Consider the following 23,601-nt stretch of genomic DNA (forward strand, 5'->3'; position numbering starts at 1 on the left):
AAAAGTATGGCGAAAAAAATCGTCGGCTTCGTTAAGCTGCAAGTTCCAGCTGGCAAGGCCAATCCATCCCCACCGATCGGACCCGCTTTGGGTCAACGCGGTTTGAACATCATGGAGTTCTGCAAGGCATTCAATGCCCAGACCCAAGGCATTGAGCCGGGCACACCACTACCCGTAGTGATTACCGCTTATGCTGACAAGAGCTTTACCTTCATCATCAAGACGCCTCCTGCTGTCTCCATGATTAAGAAAGCCATCAAACTTGACAAGGGATCGGCCACGCCGCATTCCGCGAAGGTTGGCAAGATCACCCGCGCACAGCTGGAAGATATCGCCAAAGCCAAGATGAAAGATTTGACTGCTGCTGATCTGGATGCCGCAGTCCGTACTATTGCCGGTTCTGCCCGTTCCATGGGTGTGACGGTGGAGGGTGTTGTATGAGCAAGCTGACCAAACGTCAAAAAACCGTCGGTGACAAAGTTGACAGCAACAAGCTGTACGCATTGCCTGACGCACTGGGACTTGTCAAAGAGTTCGCTGTCGCCAAGTTCGATGAGTCTATCGATGTGGCCGTGCAACTTGGCATCGATGCCAAGAAATCCGACCAGGTTGTTCGTGGTGCAGTTGTAATGCCCAATGGCACCGGCAAGACCAAGCGTGTTGCCGTATTCGCCCAGGGTGCCAAGGCTGAAGAAGCCAAAGCCGCAGGTGCTGATATTGTCGGCATGGACGATCTGGCTGCCGATATCAAGGCTGGCAAGATGGACTTTGATGTGGTCATTGCTTCTCCTGATGCCATGCGTATCGTCGGTACCCTGGGCCAGATCCTTGGCCCACGCGGTCTGATGCCTAACCCCAAGGTCGGCACCGTGACGCCTGACGTTGCGACCGCTGTGCGCAACGCAAAAGCCGGTCAGGTCCAGTTCCGTGTTGACAAGGCTGGTATCGTGCATGGCACCATCGGTCGTCGCTCGTTTGACACAGAAAAGCTGCAAGGCAATCTGGCTGCATTGATCGACGCGCTGATCAAGGCCAAGCCTGCTACCAGCAAGGGTGTGTACTTGAAGAAGGTTGCCGTCTCGTCAACGATGGGTGTGGGCGTTCGCGTTGACACACAATCCATCACAGCCTAAAGACAAAATTTGAACAATGCTTAGGCGTTGTTCAGGGTGGTGGGCTGCCGGGGTTTTCCTTGGCAGGTCATCCAGGACCGTTGGTGTGTACAGTCTTAATAAATCATTCGGACTGTGTGCTTAATCGAAAGACAGCCAACGCAGATGGCGGTCCCGCTGCTTGAATGGTTTTGAAAAGAATCTGAAAACAGTTGGTCGCTGAACATGAGCGTGTTGAAGGGCTGAGTGCAGATGCAAATTTGCCAAAACCCGACAGCACATTTTTAAGGAGTAGACCTTGAGTCTCAACCGCAGTGAGAAACAAGCCGTCATTGATGAAGTGACAGGCCTCGCCGCTAAAGCTCAAACGCTCGTGATGGCGGAATACCGTGGTATCACGGTCGCTGACATGACCAAGCTGCGCAGCCAAGCCCGCGAAAAAGGCGTGACCCTGAGTGTTCTGAAAAACACCCTGGCCCGCCGCGCCGTGGCAGGAAGCAGCTTTGAAGTCTTGTCCGACCAGATGACCGGTCCGCTGATCTACGGCTTTTCCATTGATGCCGTCGCTGCTGCAAAAGTAGTGGCTGACTTCGCGAAAACCAACGACAAGTTGGTGATCCGCGCAGGTGCATTTGCTGGGAAAACCCTGGACATCGAGGGCGTCAAGCAACTGGCGAGTATCCCTTCCAAGGAAGTGTTGTTGGCCCAGTTGTGTGGCTTGCTGATGTCACCTATTTCGCGTACCGCTGCTGTTCTTGCAGCATTGTCCGCGCAACGTGGTGCCGGTGCAGAACAAGTGGCAGAGGCTGCAGAGCCCGCCGCCGAAGCTGCAGAAGCCCCAGCGGCGTAACAAACTGACCTTTGCGTGACAGGCTGAAGCGTACAGCGCAAGCCTTGTCTCCAACTGTTAAAGAAATTTTTTTAGGAATTCAAAATGGCATTCGACAAAGACGCATTTTTGACCGTGCTGGACAGCATGACGGTCCTCGAACTCAACGACCTGGTGAAAGCCATCGAAGAGAAATTTGGCGTGAGCGCAGCTTCCATGGCCGCTCCCGCTGCTGGTGGCGGCGGTGCAGGTGCTGCTGTTGCTGAAGAAAAGACCGAATTCAATGTCGTTCTGCTCGAAGCTGGCGCACAAAAAGTGCAGGTTATCAAGGCAGTGCGTGAACTGACCGGTCTGGGCTTGAAAGAAGCCAAGGACTTGGTCGACGGCGCTCCAAAGAACGTCAAGGAATCTGTCAGCAAGGCCGACGCCGAAGCTGCCAAGAAGAAGCTGGAAGACGCCGGCGCGAAAGTCGAACTCAAGTAATTCTTGCGTTGCGCGAAGGCTGGAAACCCTCAAAAGGGCTTCCAGCCTTTCCCCGTTTGAGGCCCAGCCAAGTGCACTGCCTCCTGCGCTTACTTTTACACCCCAAAAAGACAAGTGTCTTTTACGCGGAATAAAAAAATAGTGGAAAAAGGATTACAAGTCTTTTTTCCAGTGTTTTCTGAATTCCCGACTGCAGAAACGCCTTGGTTCGGGTGCTGTGCAATGCATCACCGTCCGCCATGGTTGGTAGTGGCCAACCACCAAGTTGCCTGAATACGTGGTGTATTCAGGCTCGAGAGTCCCAGAGCCCATCATTACGGAGAACTCATGGCCCTAACTTCTAGTTACAGCTTCACCGAACGCAAACGAATCCGTAAAAGCTTCGGCAACCGCGAAAGCGTGTTGGCGGTTCCCTACTTGCTGCAAATGCAGAAAGATGCGTATATCGCATTCCTGCAAGCCGATCGTGCGCCTCAAAAACGCATGCTTGAAGGCCTGCAAGCTGCTTTTCAAAACGCCTTTCCCATTGTCTCGCACAACGGTTTTGTCGAGATGAAATTTATCGAGTACAACCTGGCCAAACCGGCCTTCGATGTGCGCGAATGCCAGACGCGTGGCCTGACGTTCGCCTCGGCCGTGCGCGCCAAGGTGCAACTGATCATTTATGACCGCGAGTCATCGACGTCGCAGTCCAAGGTTGTCAAGGAAGTCAAGGAGCAGGAAGTCTACATGGGCGAAGTGCCGCTCATGACCGACAAGGGCTCGTTCGTCATCAACGGCACCGAGCGTGTCATTGTGTCCCAGTTGCACCGCTCACCGGGTGTGTTCTTTGAACATGACAAGGGGAAAACGCACAGCTCGGGCAAACTGCTGTTCTCGGCTCGCATCATCCCCTACCGTGGTTCATGGCTGGACTTTGAATTTGATCCGAAAGACATCCTCTACTTCCGTGTTGACCGTCGCCGCAAGATGCCGGTCACCATCCTGCTCAAGGCTATCGGCCTGAACCACGAATCAATCCTGGCGAACTTTTTTGTCTTTGACAATTTCCGCCTGATGGACAGTGGTGCACAAATGGAGTTCGTGGCTGAGCGCATGCGCGGCGAAGTCGCCCGTTTTGATCTCACTGACAAGGCTGGCAAGGTCGTGGTCGCCAAGGACAAGCGCATCACGGTTCGCCATACCCGCGAACTCGAGCAAAGCGGAACCACCAGCATCAGTGTGCCGGAAGATTTCCTGGTTGGCCGCGTCGTTGCCAAGAACATCATTGACACGGACACCGGCGAGATCATTGCCAAGGCCAACGAAGAGTTGACCGAAGCCTTGCTGAAAAAGCTGCGTGTCGCCGGCATCAATGATGTCCAGGTGCTGTACACCAACGAACTTGACCAGGGTGCGTACATTTCGCAAACCCTGCGTGCCGACGAAACGGCTGACGAGTTTGCCGCTCGCGTAGCCATCTACCGCATGATGCGCCCCGGCGAGCCGCCAACCGAAGATGCGGTCCAGGCCCTGTTCCAGCGTCTTTTCTACAACCCGGACACCTACGACCTGTCGCGCGTGGGCCGCATGAAGTTCAATGCCCGAGTGGGCCGTGACGAATCCACCGGCCCGATGGTCATGACCAACGAGGACATCCTGGCAGTCGTCAAGATTCTGGTGGACCTGCGCAACGGCAATGGCGAAGTCGATGACATCGACCACCTGGGAAATCGCCGCGTGCGTTGCGTTGGCGAACTCGCTGAAAACCAGTACCGCACCGGTCTGGCACGCATTGAAAAAGCTGTCAAGGAACGTCTGGGCCAGGCTGAGCAAGAGCCGCTCATGCCGCATGACCTGATCAACAGCAAGCCAATTTCGGCCGCCCTGAAGGAATTCTTCGGTGCGTCGCAGCTGTCGCAGTTCATGGACCAGACCAATCCGCTGGCGGAGATCACCCACAAGCGCCGTGTTTCGGCCCTTGGCCCCGGTGGTTTGACACGCGAACGTGCAGGTTTTGAGGTGCGAGACGTGCACGTGACCCATTACGGCCGCGTCTGCCCGATTGAAACGCCTGAAGGTCCGAACATCGGCCTGATCAACTCGCTGGCCCTGTACGCTCGCCTGAACGACTACGGTTTCATTGAAACACCGTACCGCCGGGTGTCTGACAGCAAGGTGACGATGGACATCGACTACCTGTCGGCCATCGAAGAAGGCAAGTACGTGATTGCCCAGGCCAATGCTGCACTCGACAAGGAAGGCCGCCTCACGGGCGACCTGGTATCCGCCCGTGAAAAAGGCGAGTCAATCTTGGTGAGCGCAGAGCGCGTCCAGTACATGGACGTGTCACCGGCGCAGATCGTGTCGGTCGCGGCTTCGCTGGTTCCTTTCCTGGAGCATGACGACGCAAACCGCGCGCTGATGGGTGCCAACATGTCGCGTCAGGCTGTGCCCGTGCTGCGTCCGGAAAAGCCGCTCGTCGGCACCGGTATCGAGCGCGTGGCGGCAGTGGACTCGGGCACGGTCGTCACGGCCACCCGTGGCGGTATCGTTGATTATGTCGATGCCACCCGCATCGTGGTCCGCGTCAATGATGCAGAAGCCCTCGCCGGTGAAATTGGCGTGGACATCTACAACCTGATCAAGTACCAGCGTTCCAATCAGAACACCAACATCCACCAGCGCCCCATCGTCAAGATGGGCGACAGGCTGGCCAAGGGTGACGTGGTGGCTGACGGCGCATCGACCGACCTGGGCGAAATCGCCATTGGCCAGAACATGCTGATCGGCTTCATGCCGTGGAACGGCTACAACTTCGAGGATTCGATCCTGATTTCCGAGCGCGTGGTGGCTGAAGACCGCTACACCTCGATTCATATTGAAGAACTCGTCGTCATGGCGCGTGACACCAAGCTGGGTTCCGAGGAAATCACCCGCGACATTCCCAATCTGTCCGAGCAGCAGCTCAACCGTCTGGACGAATCCGGCATTATTTATGTTGGTGCCGAAGTCCAGCCGGGCGATACGCTGGTCGGCAAGGTCACGCCAAAAGGCGAGACCACTCTGACGCCGGAAGAAAAACTGCTGCGCGCTATCTTTGGCGAAAAAGCCAGCGATGTGAAGGACACCTCGCTGCGCGTCAGCCAGGGTTCGTCAGGCACCGTCATCGACGTGCAGGTCTTCACCCGTGAAGGCATCGTGCGCGACAAGCGTGCCCAGCAGATCATCGACGATGAGCTCAAGCGCTACCGTCTGGACCTGAATGATCAGTTGCGCATCGTCGAAGCCGATGCGTTTGACCGTATCGAAAAGCTGCTGACTGGCAAGATTGCCAATGGCGGTCCGAAAAAGCTTGCCAAGGGCACGAAACTCGACAAGGCCTATCTGCTTGACGTCGAGAAGTACCACTGGTTTGACATCCGTCCTGCAGATGACGAAGTCGCTTCGCAACTGGAAAGCATCAAGAACTCGATGGAGCAGACGCGCCACAGCTTCGATTTGTCTTTCGAGGAAAAGCGCAAGAAGCTGACGCAGGGCGACGAGTTGCCTTCCGGCGTGCTCAAGATGGTCAAGGTTTACCTGGCTGTCAAGCGCCGCTTGCAGCCCGGCGACAAAATGGCCGGCCGTCACGGCAACAAGGGTGTGGTGTCCAAGATCGTTCCGGTTGAAGACATGCCCCACATGGCCGACGGGACGCCGTGCGACATCGTGCTGAATCCGCTGGGCGTGCCTTCGCGCATGAACGTCGGTCAGGTGCTGGAAGTCCACCTGGGCTGGGCCGCCAAAGGTCTGGGCCAGCGGATTGGCGACATGCTGCAGGCTGAATCCAAGGTGGCTGAATTGCGTCAGTTCATGGACACGCTTTACAACAAGTCGGGCCGTACGGAAGACCTGGCTTCGCTGTCGGACGAGCAGGTGGTCGAGATGGCCCAAAACCTGACCGGTGGCGTGCCTTTTGCCACGCCGGTGTTTGATGGTGCTTCGGAAGAAGAAATCATGACCATGCTGCAACTGGCGTATCCCGATGCGGTTGCCAAGGCCAAGGGTCTGACGCCTACGCGTACCCAGGCACAGCTGTATGACGGACGCACTGGTGATGCTTTCGAGCGCACGACGACGGTCGGCTACATGCACTTTTTGAAACTTCACCATCTGGTGGACGACAAGATGCATGCCCGCTCGACCGGCCCCTACAGCCTGGTCACGCAGCAGCCGCTGGGCGGCAAGGCCCAGTTCGGTGGCCAGCGTTTCGGCGAAATGGAAGTGTGGGCGCTGGAAGCTTACGGCGCTGCCTACGTGTTGCAGGAAATGCTCACGGTCAAGTCTGATGACGTGGTCGGCCGTACCAAGGTGTACGAAAGCATTGTCAAGGGCGAACACGCGATCACCGCGGGCATGCCGGAGTCGTTCAACGTGCTGGTGAAAGAAATTCGCTCGCTCGGTATCGACATGGAACTTGAGCGCAGCTAGTCCAGTGGCCTTGCGGGACAGGGCAGGATTGCGATGCAATCTGCCCTGTCCTCAACTGATTAAGAGGATTTACACATGAAATCGTTACTAGACCTGTTCAAGCAGTTCACGCCGGATGAGCATTTCGATGCCATCAAGATTGGCATGGCTTCGCCCGAGAAGATCCGTTCGTGGTCTTTCGGCGAGGTCAAAAAACCCGAGACGATCAACTACCGCACTTTCAAGCCCGAGCGCGACGGCCTCTTTTGCGCCAAGATCTTTGGCCCTATCAAGGACTATGAATGCCTGTGCGGCAAGTACAAGCGCCTCAAGCATCGCGGTGTGATCTGCGAGAAGTGCGGCGTTGAAGTCACGCAGACCAAGGTTCGCCGCGAACGCATGGGTCACATCGACCTGGCTGCACCGTGCGCGCACATCTGGTTTTTGAAGTCGCTGCCATCGCGTCTGGGCCTGGTGCTTGACATGACGCTGCGCGACATCGAGCGCGTGCTGTATTTTGAAGCGTATGTGGTGACTGATCCCGGCATGACCCCGCTGAAGAAATTCAGCATCATGTCGGAAGACGATTTCGACGCCAAGCGCAAGGAATACGGCGACGAGTACACCGCCAAAATGGGCGCCGAAGGCATCAAGGACCTGCTCGAAGGGCTGGACCTCGATGTTGAAATCGACAAGCTGCGCAATGACCTGACCGGCTCCGAGATCAAGATCAAGAAGAACGCCAAGCGCTTGAAATTGATGGAAGGATTCAAGAAATCCGGCATCAAGCCCGAGTGGATGGTGCTCGACGTGCTGCCCGTGCTGCCGCCGGACCTGCGTCCGCTGGTGCCACTGGACGGCGGCCGCTTTGCGACCTCCGACCTGAACGACCTGTACCGCCGTGTCATCAACCGCAACAGCCGCCTGCGCCGTTTGCTGGAACTGAAGGCGCCTGAAATCATTGCGCGCAACGAAAAGCGCATGTTGCAGGAAGCCGTGGACAGCTTGCTGGACAACGGCCGTCGCGGCAAGGCCATGACGGGCGCCAACAAGCGCGCGCTGAAGTCACTTGCGGACATGATCAAGGGCAAGTCAGGCCGTTTCCGCCAGAACTTGCTGGGCAAGCGCGTCGATTACTCGGGTCGTTCCGTGATCACCGTGGGCCCGACTCTCAAGCTGCACCAGTGCGGTTTGCCCAAGCTGATGGCGCTGGAACTGTTCAAGCCCTTCATCTTTGCGCAGCTCGAAGTGCGTGGCATTGCCACCACCATCAAGGCCGCCAAGAAGGAAGTCGAAACCGGCACGCCGGTGGTCTGGGACATTCTGGAAGAGGTCATCAAGGAGCATCCGGTGATGCTCAACCGTGCGCCTACGCTGCACCGTCTGGGTATCCAGGCGTTTGAGCCGATCCTGATCGAAGGCAAGGCGATCCAGTTGCACCCGCTCGTTTGCTCGGCTTTTAACGCCGACTTCGACGGTGACCAGATGGCTGTTCACGTGCCGCTGTCGGTGGAAGCGCAGATGGAAGCCCGCACCTTGATGCTGGCCTCGAACAACATTTTGTTTCCGGCCAACGGCGAGCCGTCCATCGTTCCTTCGCAAGACGTGGTGCTGGGTCTGTACTACACGACACGCGACCGTACCAACGGCAAAGGCGAAGGTCTGGTGTTCTCGGACACCGGCGAAGTACGCCGCGCCTTTGACGCGGGCGAACTTGATTTGAACGCCCGCATCAGCGTGCGCCTGACCGAGTGGACCAAGGACAAGGAAACCAACGAGTTCGTGCCTTCGACCAGCTTGGTGGAAACCACCGGCGGCCGTGCGCTGCTGTCTGAAATCCTGCCCAAGGGACTGCCTTTTTCCAATATCAACAAGGCGTTGAAGAAGAAGGAAATTTCCAAGCTGATCAACGTGTCTTTCCGCAAATGCGGTCTCAAAGAAACGGTTGTATTTGCCGACAAACTGTTGCAGTCAGGTTTTCGCCTGGCAACCACGGCCGGCATTTCGATCTGTATCGAAGACATGCTGGTGCCTAAGGAAAAGACCGCGATCATTGCGCACGCCCAGAAGGAAGTCAAAGAAATCGAGCAGCAGTACACCTCGGGTCTGGTGACGGCCGGCGAGCGCTACAACAAGGTGGTCGACATTTGGGGCAAGTCAGGCGACGACGTGTCCAAGGCCATGATGGCCCAGCTGTCCAAGGAAAAGGTCATTGACCGCCACGGCAATCTGGTCGAGCAGGATTCGTTCAACTCGATCTACATGATGGCCGACTCCGGCGCGCGCGGTTCCGCCGCGCAGATTCGCCAGGTCGCCGGCATGCGCGGCTTGATGGCCAAGCCTGACGGCTCGATCATCGAGACGCCGATCACTGCGAACTTCCGCGAAGGCCTGAACGTGCTGGAGTACTTCATCTCCACCCACGGTGCGCGCAAAGGCTTGGCCGACACGGCGCTGAAAACCGCCAACTCCGGTTACCTGACACGCCGCTTGTGCGACGTGGTGCAGGATCTGGTTGTGACCGAACATGACTGCGGCACTCTCGACGGCTCGGTGATGCGCGCCATCGTCGAAGGCGGCGAGGTCATCGAATCGCTGCGCGACCGCGTTCTGGGCCGCACCATCGTCGAAGACGTGCTGCACCCCGAGAACCGCTCGGTGCTGACCAAGGCCGGCGTCATGCTGGACGAGGACATCATCGACGGACTCGAAGCCGCTGGCGTTGACGAAGTCAAGGTCCGCACGGCGCTGACCTGCGAAACACGCTTCGGCCTGTGCGCCAGTTGCTATGGCCGTGACCTGGGTCGCGGTGGCCTCATCAACATCGGTGAAGCGGTCGGCATCATTGCCGCCCAGTCGATTGGCGAGCCCGGCACACAGCTGACGATGCGGACTTTCCACATCGGTGGCGCGGCATCACGTGCCGCCATCGCTTCGAGCGTCGAAGCCAAGTCCAACGGCGTGATCGGCTTCAATGCCCCGATGCGTTATGTGACCAATGGCAAGGGCGACCTGGTGGTGATTGCCCGTTCCGGCGAGATCGTCCTTCATGACGAGCATGGACGCGAGCGCGAGCGTCACAAGGTGCCTTACGGCGCCACGCTGACCGTCAAGATCGACCAGGTCGTCAAGGCGGGTGCGATTCTGGCCAACTGGGACCCGCTGACCCGCCCCATCATCACCGAATTCGCCGGCAAGGTGCAGTTCGAGAATGTGGAAGAAGGCGTGACCGTGGCCAAGCAGGTCGATGACGTGACCGGTCTGTCCACGCTGGTGGTGATCGATCCGAAGCGTCGCGGCGCGACCAAGGTGATTCGTCCCCAGGTCAAGCTGATCGACGCCACCGGCAACGAAGTCAAGATTCCCGGCACCGACCATTCGGTGACGATTGGCTTCCAGATCGGCGCGCTGGTCCAGGTGCGTGACGGCCAGGACGTGGGACCCGGCGAAGTGCTGGCCCGCATCCCGGTCGAAGGCCAGAAGACCCGTGACATCACCGGCGGTCTGCCGCGTGTGGCCGAGTTGTTCGAAGCCCGTACGCCGAAAGACAAGGGCACGCTGGCCGAGATGACCGGCACCGTGTCGTTCGGTAAAGAGACCAAAGGCAAGATTCGCCTGCAGATCACTGACCTGGAAGGAAAAGTCTGGGAAGATCTGGTTCCGAAGGAAAAGAACATCCTGGTGCACGAAGGCCAGGTGGTGAACAAGGGCGAATCCATCGTTGACGGACCCGCTGATCCTCAGGACATCCTGCGCCTGCTGGGTGTGGCCGAACTGGCCCGCTACATCGTCGATGAAGTGCAGGACGTTTACCGTTTGCAGGGCGTGAAGATCAACGACAAGCACATCGAAGTGATTGTTCGCCAGATGCTGCGCCGCGTGGTTGTTGAAAATGTCGGTGACACCACCTACATTGCCGGTGAACAGGTCGAGCGTTCGGCACTGCTGGACGTCAACGACGCCCTGCGCGCCGACGGCAAGATCCCGGCTACTTTCAGCAACCTGTTGCTCGGTATCACCAAGGCTTCGCTGTCGACCGATTCGTTCATTTCAGCGGCTTCCTTCCAGGAAACCACCCGCGTGCTCACCGAGGCTGCCATCATGGGCAAGCGCGACGAGTTGCGTGGCTTGAAAGAAAACGTGATCGTCGGCCGCCTGATTCCTGCCGGCACCGGCATGGCCTACCACGAGGCACGCAAGGCCAAGGACCTGATGGACGACTCCGAGCGTCGTGCCATTGCCGAATCCGAAGCGGCTGAACTGGAAGCCTCGCAGGTTGAAACCAGCGATGAAAACGCTGCTGCCGAGTAAGTTCTGCGAACGCACTGTGCCTTGACAGGCACCCAGCCCTGCCCTTGAAAAAGCGCGGGGCTTTTTTTACGCCTAAAAATCATTTTCTATCAATGAAATATGCATTTTGCGCAATATGCGTATGCATTGGCAGCTATTAATAAAGTAGCGCCAAGCTTTCAAGACTTGGAAAATTGGCGTCATCCTGGCCTTCATACCCCCAAGTGGGTCAGGTAAAAACCGGACTTCAGTGCGAAACTGTCCTGCTTCTCGAGGAATAGGCCCATGTCATTGCAAACAATTGTTTCCCTCACTTTGCTGGCCATGCTGGTGTTCTGGGCAGTAGGCGCCTACAACCGGCTGGTGCGGTTGAAGAACGTCATTGCCAACGCGTTTGGCCAGGTCGATGTCCAGCTCAAGCGCCGTTACGACCTGATTCCCAACCTGGTGGAGGCTGCCCAAAAATACGTGGCGCATGAACAAGCCGCGCTGGAAGCCGTCATTGCAGCCCGCAACCAGGCCCGCAGCGCCAGCGATGCCGTGCGAAGCCGTCCGGGCAAGGCCGATGCGGTCATTGCCCTGGCCGCCGCCGAGCAGACGCTCGACGGCAGTCTGGGGCGACTGTTTGCGCTGGCTGAGGCTTATCCCGACCTGAAGGCCGACCAGACGGTCCGAGAACTCAGCGAGGAACTCACCACCACCGAAAACAAGGTCGGGTTTGCCCGCCAAGCCTACAACGACGCCGTGCTTGACTACAACAATGCGCAGGGCCAGTTTCCGGCGCTGCTGCTTGCCCGGCTGTTCGGCTTTGCGCCATCGGCCATGCTGCAATCCACCGAAGATGTCGCCGAGCGCCAGGCCGTTCGCACAAAGATGTGATCCATGCGGTTTTTTGAAGCCCAGGAAAAAGCCTGGATGCAAACCCTGCAGTTGCTGCTGCTGTTTGGACTGGCCGTGCTGGTGCTGTCTGTCAATGGCGCGCTGGCATTGAGCTGGCGGTTGGTGTCGCCGGGCTGGACCGGCTACCCGGCAGTTCATCACATGCTGTTGGTCAGCGATGCGCCCCCGACACGCTGGTTTGCCAGCCACCCGCCGTTGGCCGAACGCATCCGCCGGATTTACGGCCGGTCGAGGCCGGTGTTGCCCGCCCGGCACGATGAGGCCGTGACGCGGCCCGATGCCCTGTTTTAGCCAGACCAGATTTTTTGTGCGCCTGGTCTGGCGTGTGCAGACACAACCGCTTTGTCTTAACCGTGGCCGGGGCTGGTCTAATAGGGAAAAACCACTGCCCGTCATGCGGGCGGATTTACGCCAGCCGGTGCAAGGCTGGCCTTGACCACACCGAACCGATGCAACCTCAACCGAATTCTTCCCCGTCTGCCCAAGTCCCGTTATGGCGCCAGCTTCAAGGTGCCGCTTCCATATTGCTGGCGGTGCGCGACGGCCAGTCGATGACGCCGGCATTGGACGACGTCGATGCGCAGCTTCGCCCTGGCGTACAGGCACTGGCCTTTCATGCGCTGCGCTGGCTGGGCCGTGCCGAAGCGCTGCGCCAGCAACTCGCCAAGCGCCCGCCGCCCCCCGAGGCCGATGCCCTGCTGTGCGTGGCGCTGGCATTGGCCTGCGGCGATGAAGCCGCGCCCTACACCGCGCACACGCTGGTCGATCAGGCAGTGGAAGCGGCCAAGCGCAGCGACGCGACGCTGCACCAGGCCAGTTTCATCAACGGCTGCCTGCGCCGCTTCCTGCGCGAGCAGGGCGCCTTGATGGCGCTGACCGAAAAAAGTCCGCTGGCGGTCTGGAACCATCCGCAGTGGTGGATTGACCGGGTGCGCAAGGACCATCCGACGCAGTGGCAGGACATTTTGCGGGCTAACAACAGCCGCGCGCCGCTGATTCTGCGGATAAATGAACGAAAAACGACGCCTGCGCAGTATGTGCAAGCGTTATTAGCTATGGATATAGGAGCGTTTCCCATCGGCGACCATGGCGTGGTGCTGACCGAGGCGCGTCCGGTCATGTCGCTGCCGGGTTTTACCGAAGGGCATTTTTCGGTGCAGGATGCCGCTGCCCAGCTGGCCGCGCCCTTGCTGCTCGATGGCCTCATGGCTGTTGCCGGTGAAGGCCAGCCCCGTTTGCGCATCCTGGATGCCTGCGCTGCGCCCGGCGGCAAGACGGCGCACCTGCTGGAACTGGCCGACTGCGACGTGACGGCGCTGGACATTGACGCCAAGCGCTGCGAGCGCATCGCACAGAACCTGACGCGTCTGGGCCTGCAGGCGCACATCGTCGTGGGCGACGCCAGCCGGCCCGGCAACTGGTGGGATGGCCGGCCGTACGACGGCATCCTGCTTGACGCGCCGTGCACCGCCTCGGGCATTGTGCGCCGCCATCCCGACGTTCGCTGGCTGCGCCGGCCGACCGATATTGCACAGCTGGCGGCTATCCAGACCCGGCTGCTGGCCACGCTCTGGCCGCTGCTCAAACCCGGCGGCCGGCTGGTGTATTGCACATGCTCGGTGTTCAGGGCAGAAGGCGAGCAGCAGGCGCAAGCGTTTGCCGCGAGCCATCCGGACGCCGTACTGATGCCTTCACCCGGACATTTGCTGCCGCAGGGAAGTGTCAAAGGCGCCGTATTCCCTGACAATTTGATGCGTGAACACGATGGCTTTTACTACGCAGTCCTTCAAAAACGCAGCGCTTGAAGCGTTTGCGCATTGCCTGCTGGCCGCTTGCCTGTGCCTGCTGTGGGCGTCAGCCACCTGGGCAGCAGCGCCGACCGAGATCACCCAACTGCGCACCGAGCGCACCGAAGAAGGGGTCTATCTCTCGGCGGTGGTGCGGTTTGACGTTCCGCCCGTCGTGGAAGACGCGCTGCTCAAGGGCATTGCGATCTATTTCGTCGTAGAGGTCGATGTCTCCCGCGAACGCTGGTACTGGACTGACCTGCGCGTGGCCAGTGCTGCCCGCACCTTGCGTCTGGCCTACCAGCCCCTGACCGGCCGCTGGCGCGTGAACATTGTGTCCGGCCTCATCACCAGTTCGTCGGGCCTGCGCGCCACGTTGAGCCAAAACTACGAAAGCCTGCCCGAAGCGCTTTCAGCGATCCAGCGCGTGACCCACTGGAAAATTGCCGATGCTTCCGAGGTCGATCCGGGCGAGCAATACATGCTCAACCTGAATTTCTGGCTTGATTTGTCGCAGCTGCCGCGTCCTTTTCAAATCGGTGTTGCCGGGCAGCGCGACTGGACCATTTCTGCCCAGCTCAGGGACAGGCTTCAGCTGACCCCTGCGCCGCCCGCCGCAGAGGGCATCAAATGAGCCGCACCGGCAAGCTGATTGCCCTGAAAAGCAGTCCTGCGTTCAGCTGGACCGTCGGCGTGGGAGCCGGCGTGGTCGTGGCCCTGGGCCTGGTCCTGTTGTATTTGCTGACCCAGGCGACCGACAACCGCGAACTGTACGAACGCAATTACGTCTTGCTTTTCGGCTTGAATGTTGCGGTTGCCGTCTTGCTGCTTGGCGTGGTTGCGTGGATCACCTTGCGCCTGGTGCTGCGGGTGCGCCAGGGACGGTTTGGCAGCCGATTGCTGGTCAAGCTGGCGGCCATTTTTGCGCTGGTCGGCCTGATGCCGGGCCTGATGATCTATGTGGTGTCCTACCAGTTTGTTTCACGGTCGATTGAAAGCTGGTTCGATGTCGAGGTAGAGTCCGCGCTCGCGGCCGGTGTGAACCTCGGACGTGCCACCCTCGACACTCTGGCCGCAGACACGGCAAACAAGACGCGCCAGGCCGCGACGCAACTGGCAGAAACCCCGGATGCGACATTCGGCCTGGCGCTGGAACGCCTGCGTGAGCAGCTCGGCGCCAGCGACGTGGTGCTCTGGAGCGCCTCCGGTCAGCTGATTGCCAATGCGGGGGAGTCGCGCTTCCTGATCCAGCCTGAACGGCCGTCGCTGCAGCAGTTGCGCAACGCGCGGAGCCAGCAGGTGACGACCCAGATTGAAGGGCTTGATGAAATCGTGCCAGGCGGCAATGGCGAACTGGGCGCCAGTACCGGTCCGCCGGCACCTGGCGTCACCACCGCGGCCCGCGTCAAGGCGATTGCGGTAGTCAACAATCCGAGCCTGAGCGTGCTTGGGCAGTCGCGTTACCTGCAGGTCACCACCGTGTTGCCCGCCGGCCTGGTGGCCAATGCCATCGCCGTGCAGGAAGCCAACCGCCAGTACCAGGAGCGCGCGCTGGCGCGTGGCGGCCTGCAGAAAATGTACATCGGTACGTTGACGCTCAGCCTGTTCCTGGCGGTGTTCAGCGCGGTGCTGTTGGCCGTCATTCTGGGCAACCAGCTTGCCAAGCCGCTGCTGCTGCTCGCCGAAGGCGTCAAACAGGTGGCTTTGGGCGACCTGACGCCCAAGGCGGCGCTCAAGGGCAAGGACGAACTGGGTGGGCTGACGCGCTCGTTCGCCGACATGACGCAGCAACTGGCTGATGCGCGGTCGGCGGTGCAGTACAGCATGAGCCAGGTGGACGCCTCACGCGCCACCCTGCAGACCATTCTGGACAACCTGACCGCCGGCGTCATCGTGCTTGATGTGCATGGCCACATCCAGTCAAGCAATCCGGGCGCCACGCGCATCCTGCGCGCGCCCCTGCACGACTTCCAGAGTCAACCGCTGGGTCAGGTTCCGGGGCTGGAAATCTTTGCCAAGGATGTTTTGGCGCAGTTTGCCGACTACCTCAGCACTGCGGCCCAGACGCTGGCCCACTGGCAGCAATCGTTTGAACTGCATGGCGCCGGATATGGCGCCAGTGACAACGCCATCACGCTGATTGCGCGCGGTGCCAAGATGCCCGGCACCGAGGAATACCTGCTGGTGTTCGACGACATTTCCGACATGGTGTCCGCCCAGCGCGCGCAGGCCTGGGGCGAGGTGGCGCGCCGCCTCGCGCACGAGATCAAGAATCCGCTCACGCCCATCCAGCTGTCGGCCGAGCGGCTGGAAATGAAACTCAACGGAAAACTGGCCCCGGTCGAGCAAGCGCTGCTGACCAAGTCGGTCAAGACGATTGTTGACCAGGTAGACGCCATGAAGCGGCTGGTCAACGAGTTCCGCGACTATGCACGCCTGCCTGCCGCCGAACTGGTGGCGGTAGACCTCAATGCGTTGGTGGGCGATGTGCTGCAGCTCTACCACGGCGATTCTGCAGGTTCTGCGGTGCCGGTGGTGGCCGAGCTCGATCCCCACGCGCCACCCATCCGGGGCGACGCCCAGTTGTTGCGTCAGGTTATCCACAATCTGCTGCAAAACGCGCAGGATGCGCAAGAAAACAAGGAGAACGCCCTGGTCACCCTCAAGACCGACTATTCAGACACCTCGCACAGGGTTCGCCTGACGGTACGTGACAATGGCGCCGGTTTTCCGGAATACATCCTCAAGCGTGCTTTTGAGCCTTACGTCACCACTAAAGTCAAAGGCACCGGCCTGGGTCTGGCGGTGGTCAAGAAAATCGCCGACGAACATGGCGCGCGGATTGATATTTCAAACCGTGTGGTGGAGGGAATCGTGCAGGGCGCGCAAGTGTCGTTATCATTTGGCGTTGCGACTTGACCACGTCTGGGACAATCCAGACACAAGAACCTTCATATCGGCAGCAAACACATTAACAACAGGCAGGCAGCAATTCAATCATGGCAAATATTCTGGTGGTCGATGACGAGCTGGGCATACGCGACCTTCTCTCAGAAATTCTCAATGATGAGGGGCATCAGGTCGACCTGGCTGAAAATGCTGCTCAAGCCCGCGCTGCCCGTATTCTGGCACGGCCCGATCTGGTGCTGCTTGACATCTGGATGCCCGACACCGATGGTGTGACCTTGCTCAAGGAATGGTCGTCCACCGGGCTGCTGACGATGCCTGTCATCATGATGAGTGGACATGCCACCATCGACACGGCGGTCGAAGCCACCAAGATCGGCGCCATGGCCTTCCTGGAAAAGCCCATCACGCTGCAAAAGTTGCTCAAGGCGGTCGAGCAGGGCCTTGCACGAACGGCGACCCGTCCGTCCGCCAGTTCCTTGAAGGCAACGTCGCCCATGGTCGATTTCGTGCCTGAAGTCATCATGGCCGGCGGTATCGTCGTGGCCACCGCCGACAGGGGCCTTCAGTCAACCCAGAGTTTCCTGCTCGAAAAGCCGCTGCGCGACGCGCGCGACGAGTTTGAAAAAGCATACTTTGAATTCCACTTGGCCAAGGAAGGCGGCTCCATGACCCGCGTGGCTGAAAAAACCGGTCTGGAGCGAACCCATCTTTACCGAAAACTCAAGCAACTGGGCGTTGACCTGACACGCGGCAAGCGCAACCTCTGAATTTTGGCGCTTCGACGAAGCAAAACAGTCCTTTCGCTGATATATACTCTTGTGCTCAGGCCCGGTAGCTCAGTCGGTAGAGCAGAGGATTGAAAATCCTTGTGTCGGTGGTTCGATTCCGCCCCAGGCCACCAAGGTTTACCTTGCAAAAAAGCCAACCCATGCGGTTGGCTTTTTTGTTTCCGACGACAAACAGTCCTCGTGTCCGGTCCATTTCCGGGCTGCTGCTTTCTTCAAAACGCTTCCCCACTTCTCTACATGCCGATGTGAATTTCCGGACGGTCGTGCTTGCCAGTCGATGGTTTGCACTGATACTACCGGCCACTCGTACAGCTAACACGTGTGAACTCCCTCGACTAAACTGCCTTTGTTCAGAAAAAACCTGATTGCTCCCTCAATGGCCGATAACTACGACGATTATTCCAAAGAACAACTCTTGCGCTTGTTGCGTGAGCGGGACCGTAGGCCCAATTTTGGACTGGTGTGGGAGCGCGACGAGATTGACCACGACCTGTCGGTCAACAATGATTTTGTGGCGCTGGACTGGGATGCTGATTTGTCTTGCGGCGACGGCCCGCAGAGCAACTTGATCATTGAGGGCGATAACTTCGACGCGCTGCGCACCTTGCGCATGACGCACGCCGGTCGGGTGAAGTGCATCTATATTGATCCGCCTTACAACACCGGCAACCGCGACTTTATTTACAACGACCGCTTCATTGACAAGGAAGATAACTACCGGCATTCCAAATGGCTGGAGTTCATGTATCGGCGGTTGGAGCTGGCCAAGGACCTGCTAACTGAAGACGGCGTGATTTTTGTGTCCATCAACGACATTGAGGTGTTTCACTTGGGTTTGTTGATGGAACAGGTTTTCGGAGAAAAGAACTGCTTAGCAAAATTGATATGGCAAACAGACGGAAATTTCGATAACCAAGCTCGTTTCAAAGTTTGTCACGAATATGTGCTTGTTTATGCCGCTTCGGAAAGCCAAGTCGGTGCCCCTCCAGTAATTGATCCGAACGCTGAAGAAACGGGAAAGCTATTTCGCGAAGAAATTCAAAATACCATCGTCAAAAATGGACCCAAAAACCCAGTCTCTGAAATCCTACTTCCTGCTGGATTTCCCGCTGACTTTGAAAGTGGCGTTGTCCCAGCGCGAACCGACAAATGGCCACACCTCTTATCCGATGCAGTTGTTGAAGGGGGGGAACTGGTGTCCGCAGTTACCGTGAAAAGCGGCTGGGCCAATAAAAAGCTCTGTGAACGCTTTATTGCGACAGGATTCACACCGGTTTGGGATACAAAAAATCAACTCACCGTATTTAAGCTAACGCTCAATGGAGCAATTGAAAATGTAAAAGTGCGGTCTGACGATCAGTCGCACGTAATATCGGTGATTAAGAATGTGGGAAGCGTTCAGTCTTCAGGAGCCGATCTACTTACTCAGGGGATTGACTTCACATACCCGAAACCAGTCGGCCTGATCAAGTACCTTGTTAGCATGATCGAAGACAAAAATGCGTTGGTGCTTGATTTCTTTGCTGGATCGGGAACAACTGGCCAGGCAGTTCTGGAACTCAATGCAGAAGACGGAGGAAAGCGCAATTTCATTTTGGTTTCTAATACAGAGGCAACAGTGGAATTACCAGGCAAGAATCTCTGCCGCGATGTTTGTGCCAAACGGGTTACTCAAGGCATTGAAGGTTATAGAACAAAAAAAGGCGAATCCGTCGCTGGTTTAGGTGGCGGGTTTGCCTACCTACGGTGCAGGTGTATTCCCGCAGCAACCGTGTTCCGTGGCATCCAGCACGCGCAAATATGGACGGCGTTGCAACTTATTCACGAGGTGGCACTTTCGCCCTATCAGGCATCGCTGTCGATGCAGATAGCGCAAGGCAAACGGGGGCTGGTGATCTACCTGCCCAAGATCAACGACGCGGTGCTGGACGTACTGCACACAGCGGTTCAATCGGTTGCGCAAGCCGTGGTGTATTCGTGGCAACCGGCATTGTTGGTGCAGCGTTTGACGGACCCGCGTCTGGCGTTTGAACCTATTCCGGCGTTTCTGGTCAATCGCTTCGGTGCGCGATCTACGGCGAAAGGGGGACGGCCATGAGCGCCCCGGCACCCAAGGGCTATCAGCGCGAAGCGGTTAACAACGCGCTGGAGATATTCCGCTACGCTGAGGGTCAGTTACGCCAGGCGCTGGACGATGCCAGCAACGCGGCGGCGACGGCCTTTAATGGTTGCCTGCTGCTGGAAGCACCCACCGGTTCCGGTAAGACCCTGATGGCGGGCATGATTGCCGAAGCGTTTGCAGCACCCGACCGCGATAGCAATGCGCAAATAGTCTGGTTCTGGTTTACACCCTTCGCGGGGCTGGTGGAACAGGCCAAAGGGGCGATCAAGTCCACCTTTGTCGGCCTGCGGGTGCGTGACCTGCAAGGTGACCGCAAGACGCGCGGCACCAAGAGTGGCGACGTGTATGTGACCACCTGGGCATCGGTGGCGGCATCCAACAAAGACACCCGCAAGGTGCGCACTGGCGGTGAATTTAATCTTTCGCTGGACGACTTGATTGCCGAGCTGCGCGCCGACGGTTTTCGGATTGGTGCCGTGGTGGACGAGGCACACCATAGCTTTACTAAGGCTGCCGAAACCGTCCGTTTTTATCGGGAAACACTCAAACCCGATTTCACCCTCATGATTACCGCCACACCTGACGACCAGGATGTGGACAAGTTCAAGAAGGCGGCGGGCATTGGCCACTTGCACCGCATCCGTGTCAGTCGCAAAGAGGCAGTGGACGCGGGGCTGATCAAGGACGGTATCAAGTCGATTGCCTATCTGGCTGCAGACGATCAAAAAGAGTTGGTGGACTTTGCAGCAACCGCGCTGGCCGATGGCTGGGGTATGCACAACGTCATCAAGCAAGGCTTGCAGGCAGCCGGTATTGGCTTGGTGCCATTGATGCTGGTGCAAGTGGCAAACAGCAACACGGCGGTGGATGAAGCGCGGGCGCGCTTGGCTGCGCTGGGTGTGCCTGATTCAAAAATTGCTTGGTATACGGCAGACGACCCGAACGACGATTTGCTGGCGGTGGCGATTGACGAAAAGAAGGAAGTGCTGATTTTTAAGGTGGCTGTGGCGCTTGGCTTTGATGCGCCGCGCGCCTTCACGCTGGTATCCATGCGCGGGGCAAAGGACACCGACTTTGGCATTCAGGTGGTGGGGCGAATCCTGCGCGTACACAGCCGCTTGCAAGGGCTAACGTTAGAGAAAAAGTTGCCCGAGTTGCTGCGCTGTGGCTATGTATTTTTGGCCGACTCAGCTAACCAGAGCGGTTTGGTGCATGCAGGCGAAAAGATCAATGCGATTCAGAGCGAGCTTTCCCAGGTGTGCCCATTCACCATGGTGGTGAAGGTCGCGGGCCGCAATGAAATTCAAGTCACTCACAACGGGCAAACGCAATTGCTAACGGTGCCCTACGCCCCGCCCGCCTGGCCTGCGCCGAATGTGAACATGGCAACTGAGAGCGTGCACATTTTCGCCAACACGCCTAGCTGGCAGCAAACCGGGATTTTGACAAATCTGGTGCTGTTGCCCACCGAGCCGGTGCAACAAGGTATCGACCACCCGCGTGCCAACACGCCGCTGATCACTGGCAACAAGCGTCATGTCCTGCGCACTGGATTGCAAAATACCTACCGGTCTGAGCGCCTCCCGCTGTCAACAGCAGATTTATTGACTTGCATTTCGGCCAACATTGCCATTGACGATAAGGTGTTTAACGCCGGGTTTCGCCAATCCGTCAAGGTGACCCGCCAGACGGTGGATGTGTTTGTTGAGGGTAGCGAGGTATCGGAGTCGATGCAGGCACGTTTGTCAGACGCGGAGATTGCACGGCGTGCCCAAAGCGTAATGTTCGATGCTGACTATCTTGACCCCCGCGATCTACATGATGCCCTTTTGGCGCGGCTGAAAACCGAATACGTCCATCGTGGTATTGACACAAACGACGCCGGTATAGAGCTAGCGTTGAACCGTATCATGGCGGCCTACCCGCGCTTGGTTCGGATGGCTGCCCGCACTTGCGCGGCGAAGTTCAAGGAAATATTTGACGCTGCACCCTTGCCTGAATTTGTGGAATTGCCTGCCGGTGTAAAGAAGTCACGCCTGAATATCTATGGCGTGATGCCGCAGGACCTGAACGGACCAGAGCGGGCGTTTGCTGAACTATTAGACGCTGACACGTCGGGCACGATCGAATATTGGTTTCGCAATGAACCACGTAAGCCTTGGTCTATTGGCATTGTGATGCCCAGTGGGGACCGCTATTTCCCCGACTTCGCCATCAAGGTGATGGGACGCACTGTGGGCGGTGGCTTGCTACTGGTGGAAACCAAAGGCAATCACATTCTGAACGGTGACGACACGCTAGACAAGATTCTTGCTGAGCACAAGGTGTATGGGGTGCCGTTGATGCTGGTGCAGGATGCTGGCGGACGCTTTATGACTGTGAAGTATTTCCCCCATACCGGGCGCAATGAGGAAGATCAGATTTTCCGGGTTGAGAATCTGGCTGGGTATTGATTTGGCAAGACTGACGCGAAGCCTTTGACGAGAAAGCCTTCGGTGAAAAAAAAACAACAAAAAACTGCCGTATCCAGCGCCATTGATAACAATGGTGCCGGATACGGTGTCTTATTTTCTGGTTGCTTTTCTTTCACTCGTCTTCAGTGATTTCCCGGCAGGACGTCTTGCGGAACTTCGCCGATGCTTCATTCTGCGTGGTGATGATGCGCCCGCGAAACGCAATTTCGATCAGCCGGGAAAACTCGCCGTCAAACCATATTGGCTCCAGCGATTGGAGTTTTTCGCTGTCTTCCGGCTTCGTGACGACCCAGCTGTCCTGCTCGTGGTCTGACACCATCATCGCCCAACTGCGACGCGCAATAGCTACGACCGCTCTCAAGCTGTCCGTGCGCTCTTCCCGGCCCGCACGGGCATGGGTCACCGGCAGGACAAAGCTGGCCCCGTTGGACCTCACGCCCTCGTAGAGTTCTGCCTTCCATAAGCCGGACAGGCAGCCTGAGCGCGCCACGTCAGGGTGGATCAGATACCAATGGCAATTGTCATTGCTTCGCTTGAGAATGACGCCTTTGTGCATGCGGTTTTTGCTCGGGTTGATCCGAAACACAGTTTTCAGGGGCATGCAGACTGGAATGTCCTGCAGCACCTCGTCGCCCTGCGCCGAAAACGCACCCAGATCGAATTTCTCAAGCGTTGCCATTTGGTGCTCCTTTGCGGACGGTCAGGGTGAGGGTAGCCGATGGCTTCCCTGCGCCCGTTGCCTGGGCTGGTTGTGCTGGTTGTGCTGGATTTTCGCGGCCTGCGTCCCGAATCCATTGCTCCACGGCACGCTCGTCGTAGCGTTTGGATTTTCCTATCGTGCGGCAAGGCGGAAGGTCTGGCGAGCCTTGGGCGCGAAGCCGCTCGATGGTAGTGACTGATAGGCCCAGCCGCTGGGCCAGCCAGCCGGTGGAACGCATTTGATTGATTTCACTCATGATTTTTTCCTGATTGCGGCAAGGACGATTCCCTACTACTTTCTTGTTCTGGCCAGAGTGGGCGAAAGACGGCGTTTTTGGGCCAATGGCGGAGAAACCCGGCCTGTGCCAGTGCGTGCCAGTCAAGGTCTGCCGTGTGGAAATTAGTTTGGAATTTGCGACTGGAATGCATGGATGTGCTCGCGCAATGGGTTCTGGCCGAATCTGCGCCCCGTATGCGCATATATAACTTTTATGAGGTTGATTCCCGCCAACCCACATTGCCCGCAACCTGTCAAAACAGCTGTGGGCTTTTTCACATCAACGCAGATAAAGGAACTCCAACAATGAAGACCTCTTCCGGCTTGCCTGCTTGGCAATGGCAGTCAAGCCCGCGCTCTTTCAAGACATCCCTCGGCCCTAAAAGTGTGGATGTTTCGTTCACATTGCGATACCGCCGGTAGTCAGTACCCGCCTCGACATTTACAGCGTTTCAGACTCGATCACTCTGAACCGCCGCGTCTCCAACCCCCTTGACTT

16 protein-coding genes and 1 tRNA gene are annotated in these 23,601 nt (G+C 57.9%); 15 read left to right on the plus strand and 2 right to left on the minus strand.

Annotated features, from left to right (window positions below; all coding sequences use genetic code 11):
* The first annotated feature begins 6 nt into the window (after positions 1 to 6).
* From rplK to H4V98_RS04770, 15 genes are all read left to right on the plus strand, one after another.
* Entirely contained in the window at positions 7 to 441 is a 435-nt protein-coding gene (gene rplK / locus H4V98_RS04700; RefSeq protein WP_196865016.1) for a 50S ribosomal protein L11, read from the plus strand.
* A complete protein-coding gene (gene rplA, locus H4V98_RS04705) occupies positions 438 to 1,133 on the plus strand; it encodes a 50S ribosomal protein L1 (protein WP_196865015.1) in 696 nt (231 codons plus the stop codon). The genes rplK and rplA overlap by 4 nt, the downstream gene beginning before the upstream one ends.
* 277 nt (positions 1,134 to 1,410) lie before the next feature.
* Positions 1,411 to 1,962 carry a 50S ribosomal protein L10 gene (rplJ, locus tag H4V98_RS04710; RefSeq protein ID WP_196865014.1) on the plus strand — a complete coding sequence of 184 codons (552 nt, stop codon included), beginning with the start codon at positions 1,411 to 1,413 and terminating at the stop codon, positions 1,960 to 1,962.
* A gap of 84 nt (positions 1,963 to 2,046) precedes the next feature.
* Complete coding sequence (gene rplL / locus H4V98_RS04715; protein ID WP_196865013.1) at positions 2,047 to 2,424, plus strand: 50S ribosomal protein L7/L12; 378 nt, start codon at positions 2,047 to 2,049, stop codon at positions 2,422 to 2,424.
* Between the two features lie 327 nt (positions 2,425 to 2,751).
* Positions 2,752 to 6,876, plus strand: a complete 4,125-nt coding sequence (gene rpoB, locus H4V98_RS04720; RefSeq protein WP_196865012.1) for a DNA-directed RNA polymerase subunit beta — start codon at positions 2,752 to 2,754, stop codon at positions 6,874 to 6,876.
* Positions 6,877 to 6,951: 75 nt separating this feature from the next.
* Positions 6,952 to 11,166, plus strand: coding sequence for a DNA-directed RNA polymerase subunit beta' (gene rpoC / locus H4V98_RS04725; protein WP_196865011.1), 4,215 nt, complete (start codon positions 6,952 to 6,954; stop codon positions 11,164 to 11,166).
* A 264-nt stretch (positions 11,167 to 11,430) separates the two neighbouring features.
* Positions 11,431 to 12,024 carry a LemA family protein gene (locus H4V98_RS04730; protein ID WP_196865010.1) on the plus strand — a complete coding sequence of 198 codons (594 nt, stop codon included), beginning with the start codon at positions 11,431 to 11,433 and terminating at the stop codon, positions 12,022 to 12,024.
* Between the two features lie 3 nt (positions 12,025 to 12,027).
* Positions 12,028 to 12,336: a hypothetical protein gene (locus H4V98_RS04735; RefSeq protein WP_196865009.1), complete on the plus strand. Its 309-nt coding sequence runs from the start codon at positions 12,028 to 12,030 to the stop codon at positions 12,334 to 12,336.
* A gap of 158 nt (positions 12,337 to 12,494) precedes the next feature.
* On the plus strand, positions 12,495 to 13,850 hold the full coding sequence (gene rsmB / locus H4V98_RS04740; protein WP_196865008.1) for a 16S rRNA (cytosine(967)-C(5))-methyltransferase RsmB: 1,356 nt from the start codon (positions 12,495 to 12,497) through the stop codon (positions 13,848 to 13,850).
* Positions 13,810 to 14,466, plus strand: coding sequence for a DUF4390 domain-containing protein (locus tag H4V98_RS04745; RefSeq protein ID WP_196865007.1), 657 nt, complete (start codon positions 13,810 to 13,812; stop codon positions 14,464 to 14,466). Before rsmB ends, H4V98_RS04745 begins: the two co-directional genes overlap by 41 nt.
* Positions 14,463 to 16,751: an ATP-binding protein gene (locus H4V98_RS04750; protein WP_196865006.1), complete on the plus strand. Its 2,289-nt coding sequence runs from the start codon at positions 14,463 to 14,465 to the stop codon at positions 16,749 to 16,751. The genes H4V98_RS04745 and H4V98_RS04750 overlap by 4 nt, the downstream gene beginning before the upstream one ends.
* A gap of 80 nt (positions 16,752 to 16,831) precedes the next feature.
* Positions 16,832 to 17,509: a response regulator gene (locus H4V98_RS04755; RefSeq protein WP_196865005.1), complete on the plus strand. Its 678-nt coding sequence runs from the start codon at positions 16,832 to 16,834 to the stop codon at positions 17,507 to 17,509.
* A gap of 58 nt (positions 17,510 to 17,567) precedes the next feature.
* Positions 17,568 to 17,643 (plus strand) — tRNA-Phe (locus tag H4V98_RS04760).
* Positions 17,644 to 17,906: 263 nt separating this feature from the next.
* Entirely contained in the window at positions 17,907 to 19,628 is a 1,722-nt protein-coding gene (locus tag H4V98_RS04765; RefSeq protein WP_196864998.1) for a site-specific DNA-methyltransferase, read from the plus strand.
* On the plus strand, positions 19,625 to 22,105 hold the full coding sequence (locus H4V98_RS04770) for a DEAD/DEAH box helicase family protein (RefSeq protein ID WP_196864997.1): 2,481 nt from the start codon (positions 19,625 to 19,627) through the stop codon (positions 22,103 to 22,105). The genes H4V98_RS04765 and H4V98_RS04770 overlap by 4 nt, the downstream gene beginning before the upstream one ends.
* A 133-nt stretch (positions 22,106 to 22,238) precedes the next feature.
* Here H4V98_RS04770 and H4V98_RS04775 read toward each other — a convergent pair whose 3' ends face one another.
* Positions 22,239 to 22,805: a hypothetical protein gene (locus tag H4V98_RS04775; protein WP_196864996.1), complete on the minus strand. Its 567-nt coding sequence runs from the start codon at positions 22,803 to 22,805 to the stop codon at positions 22,239 to 22,241.
* Positions 22,792 to 23,082, minus strand: a complete 291-nt coding sequence (locus tag H4V98_RS04780) for a helix-turn-helix domain-containing protein (protein ID WP_196864995.1) — start codon at positions 23,080 to 23,082, stop codon at positions 22,792 to 22,794. The genes H4V98_RS04775 and H4V98_RS04780 overlap by 14 nt, the downstream gene beginning before the upstream one ends.
* Positions 23,083 to 23,601: the final 519 nt, after the last annotated feature.

Origin of the sequence: Polaromonas sp. CG_23.6, from assembly GCF_029892315.1 — a bacterium.
Classification (GTDB): Bacteria; Pseudomonadota; Gammaproteobacteria; order Burkholderiales; family Burkholderiaceae_C; genus Polaromonas.

Excerpts from the sequence above, each read along its gene's own strand:
- rplK (WP_196865016.1), top strand. The coding sequence starts at position 7 with ATGGCGAAAAAAATCGTCGGCTTCGTTAAGCTGCAAGTTCCAGCTGGC.
- rplA (WP_196865015.1), top strand. The coding sequence starts at position 438 with ATGAGCAAGCTGACCAAACGTCAAAAAACCGTCGGTGACAAAGTTGAC.
- rplL (WP_196865013.1), top strand. The coding sequence starts at position 2,047 with ATGGCATTCGACAAAGACGCATTTTTGACCGTGCTGGACAGCATGACG.
- rpoB (WP_196865012.1), top strand. The coding sequence starts at position 2,752 with ATGGCCCTAACTTCTAGTTACAGCTTCACCGAACGCAAACGAATCCGT.
- rpoC (WP_196865011.1), top strand. The coding sequence starts at position 6,952 with ATGAAATCGTTACTAGACCTGTTCAAGCAGTTCACGCCGGATGAGCAT.
- H4V98_RS04730 (WP_196865010.1), top strand. The coding sequence starts at position 11,431 with ATGTCATTGCAAACAATTGTTTCCCTCACTTTGCTGGCCATGCTGGTG.
- H4V98_RS04735 (WP_196865009.1), top strand. The coding sequence starts at position 12,028 with ATGCGGTTTTTTGAAGCCCAGGAAAAAGCCTGGATGCAAACCCTGCAG.
- rsmB (WP_196865008.1), top strand. The coding sequence starts at position 12,495 with ATGCAACCTCAACCGAATTCTTCCCCGTCTGCCCAAGTCCCGTTATGG.
- H4V98_RS04745 (WP_196865007.1), top strand. The coding sequence starts at position 13,810 with ATGGCTTTTACTACGCAGTCCTTCAAAAACGCAGCGCTTGAAGCGTTT.
- H4V98_RS04750 (WP_196865006.1), top strand. The coding sequence starts at position 14,463 with ATGAGCCGCACCGGCAAGCTGATTGCCCTGAAAAGCAGTCCTGCGTTC.
- H4V98_RS04755 (WP_196865005.1), top strand. The coding sequence starts at position 16,832 with ATGGCAAATATTCTGGTGGTCGATGACGAGCTGGGCATACGCGACCTT.
- H4V98_RS04765 (WP_196864998.1), top strand. The coding sequence starts at position 17,907 with ATGGCCGATAACTACGACGATTATTCCAAAGAACAACTCTTGCGCTTG.
- H4V98_RS04770 (WP_196864997.1), top strand. The coding sequence starts at position 19,625 with ATGAGCGCCCCGGCACCCAAGGGCTATCAGCGCGAAGCGGTTAACAAC.
- H4V98_RS04775 (WP_196864996.1), bottom strand. The coding sequence starts at position 22,805 with ATGGCAACGCTTGAGAAATTCGATCTGGGTGCGTTTTCGGCGCAGGGC.
- H4V98_RS04780 (WP_196864995.1), bottom strand. The coding sequence starts at position 23,082 with ATGAGTGAAATCAATCAAATGCGTTCCACCGGCTGGCTGGCCCAGCGG.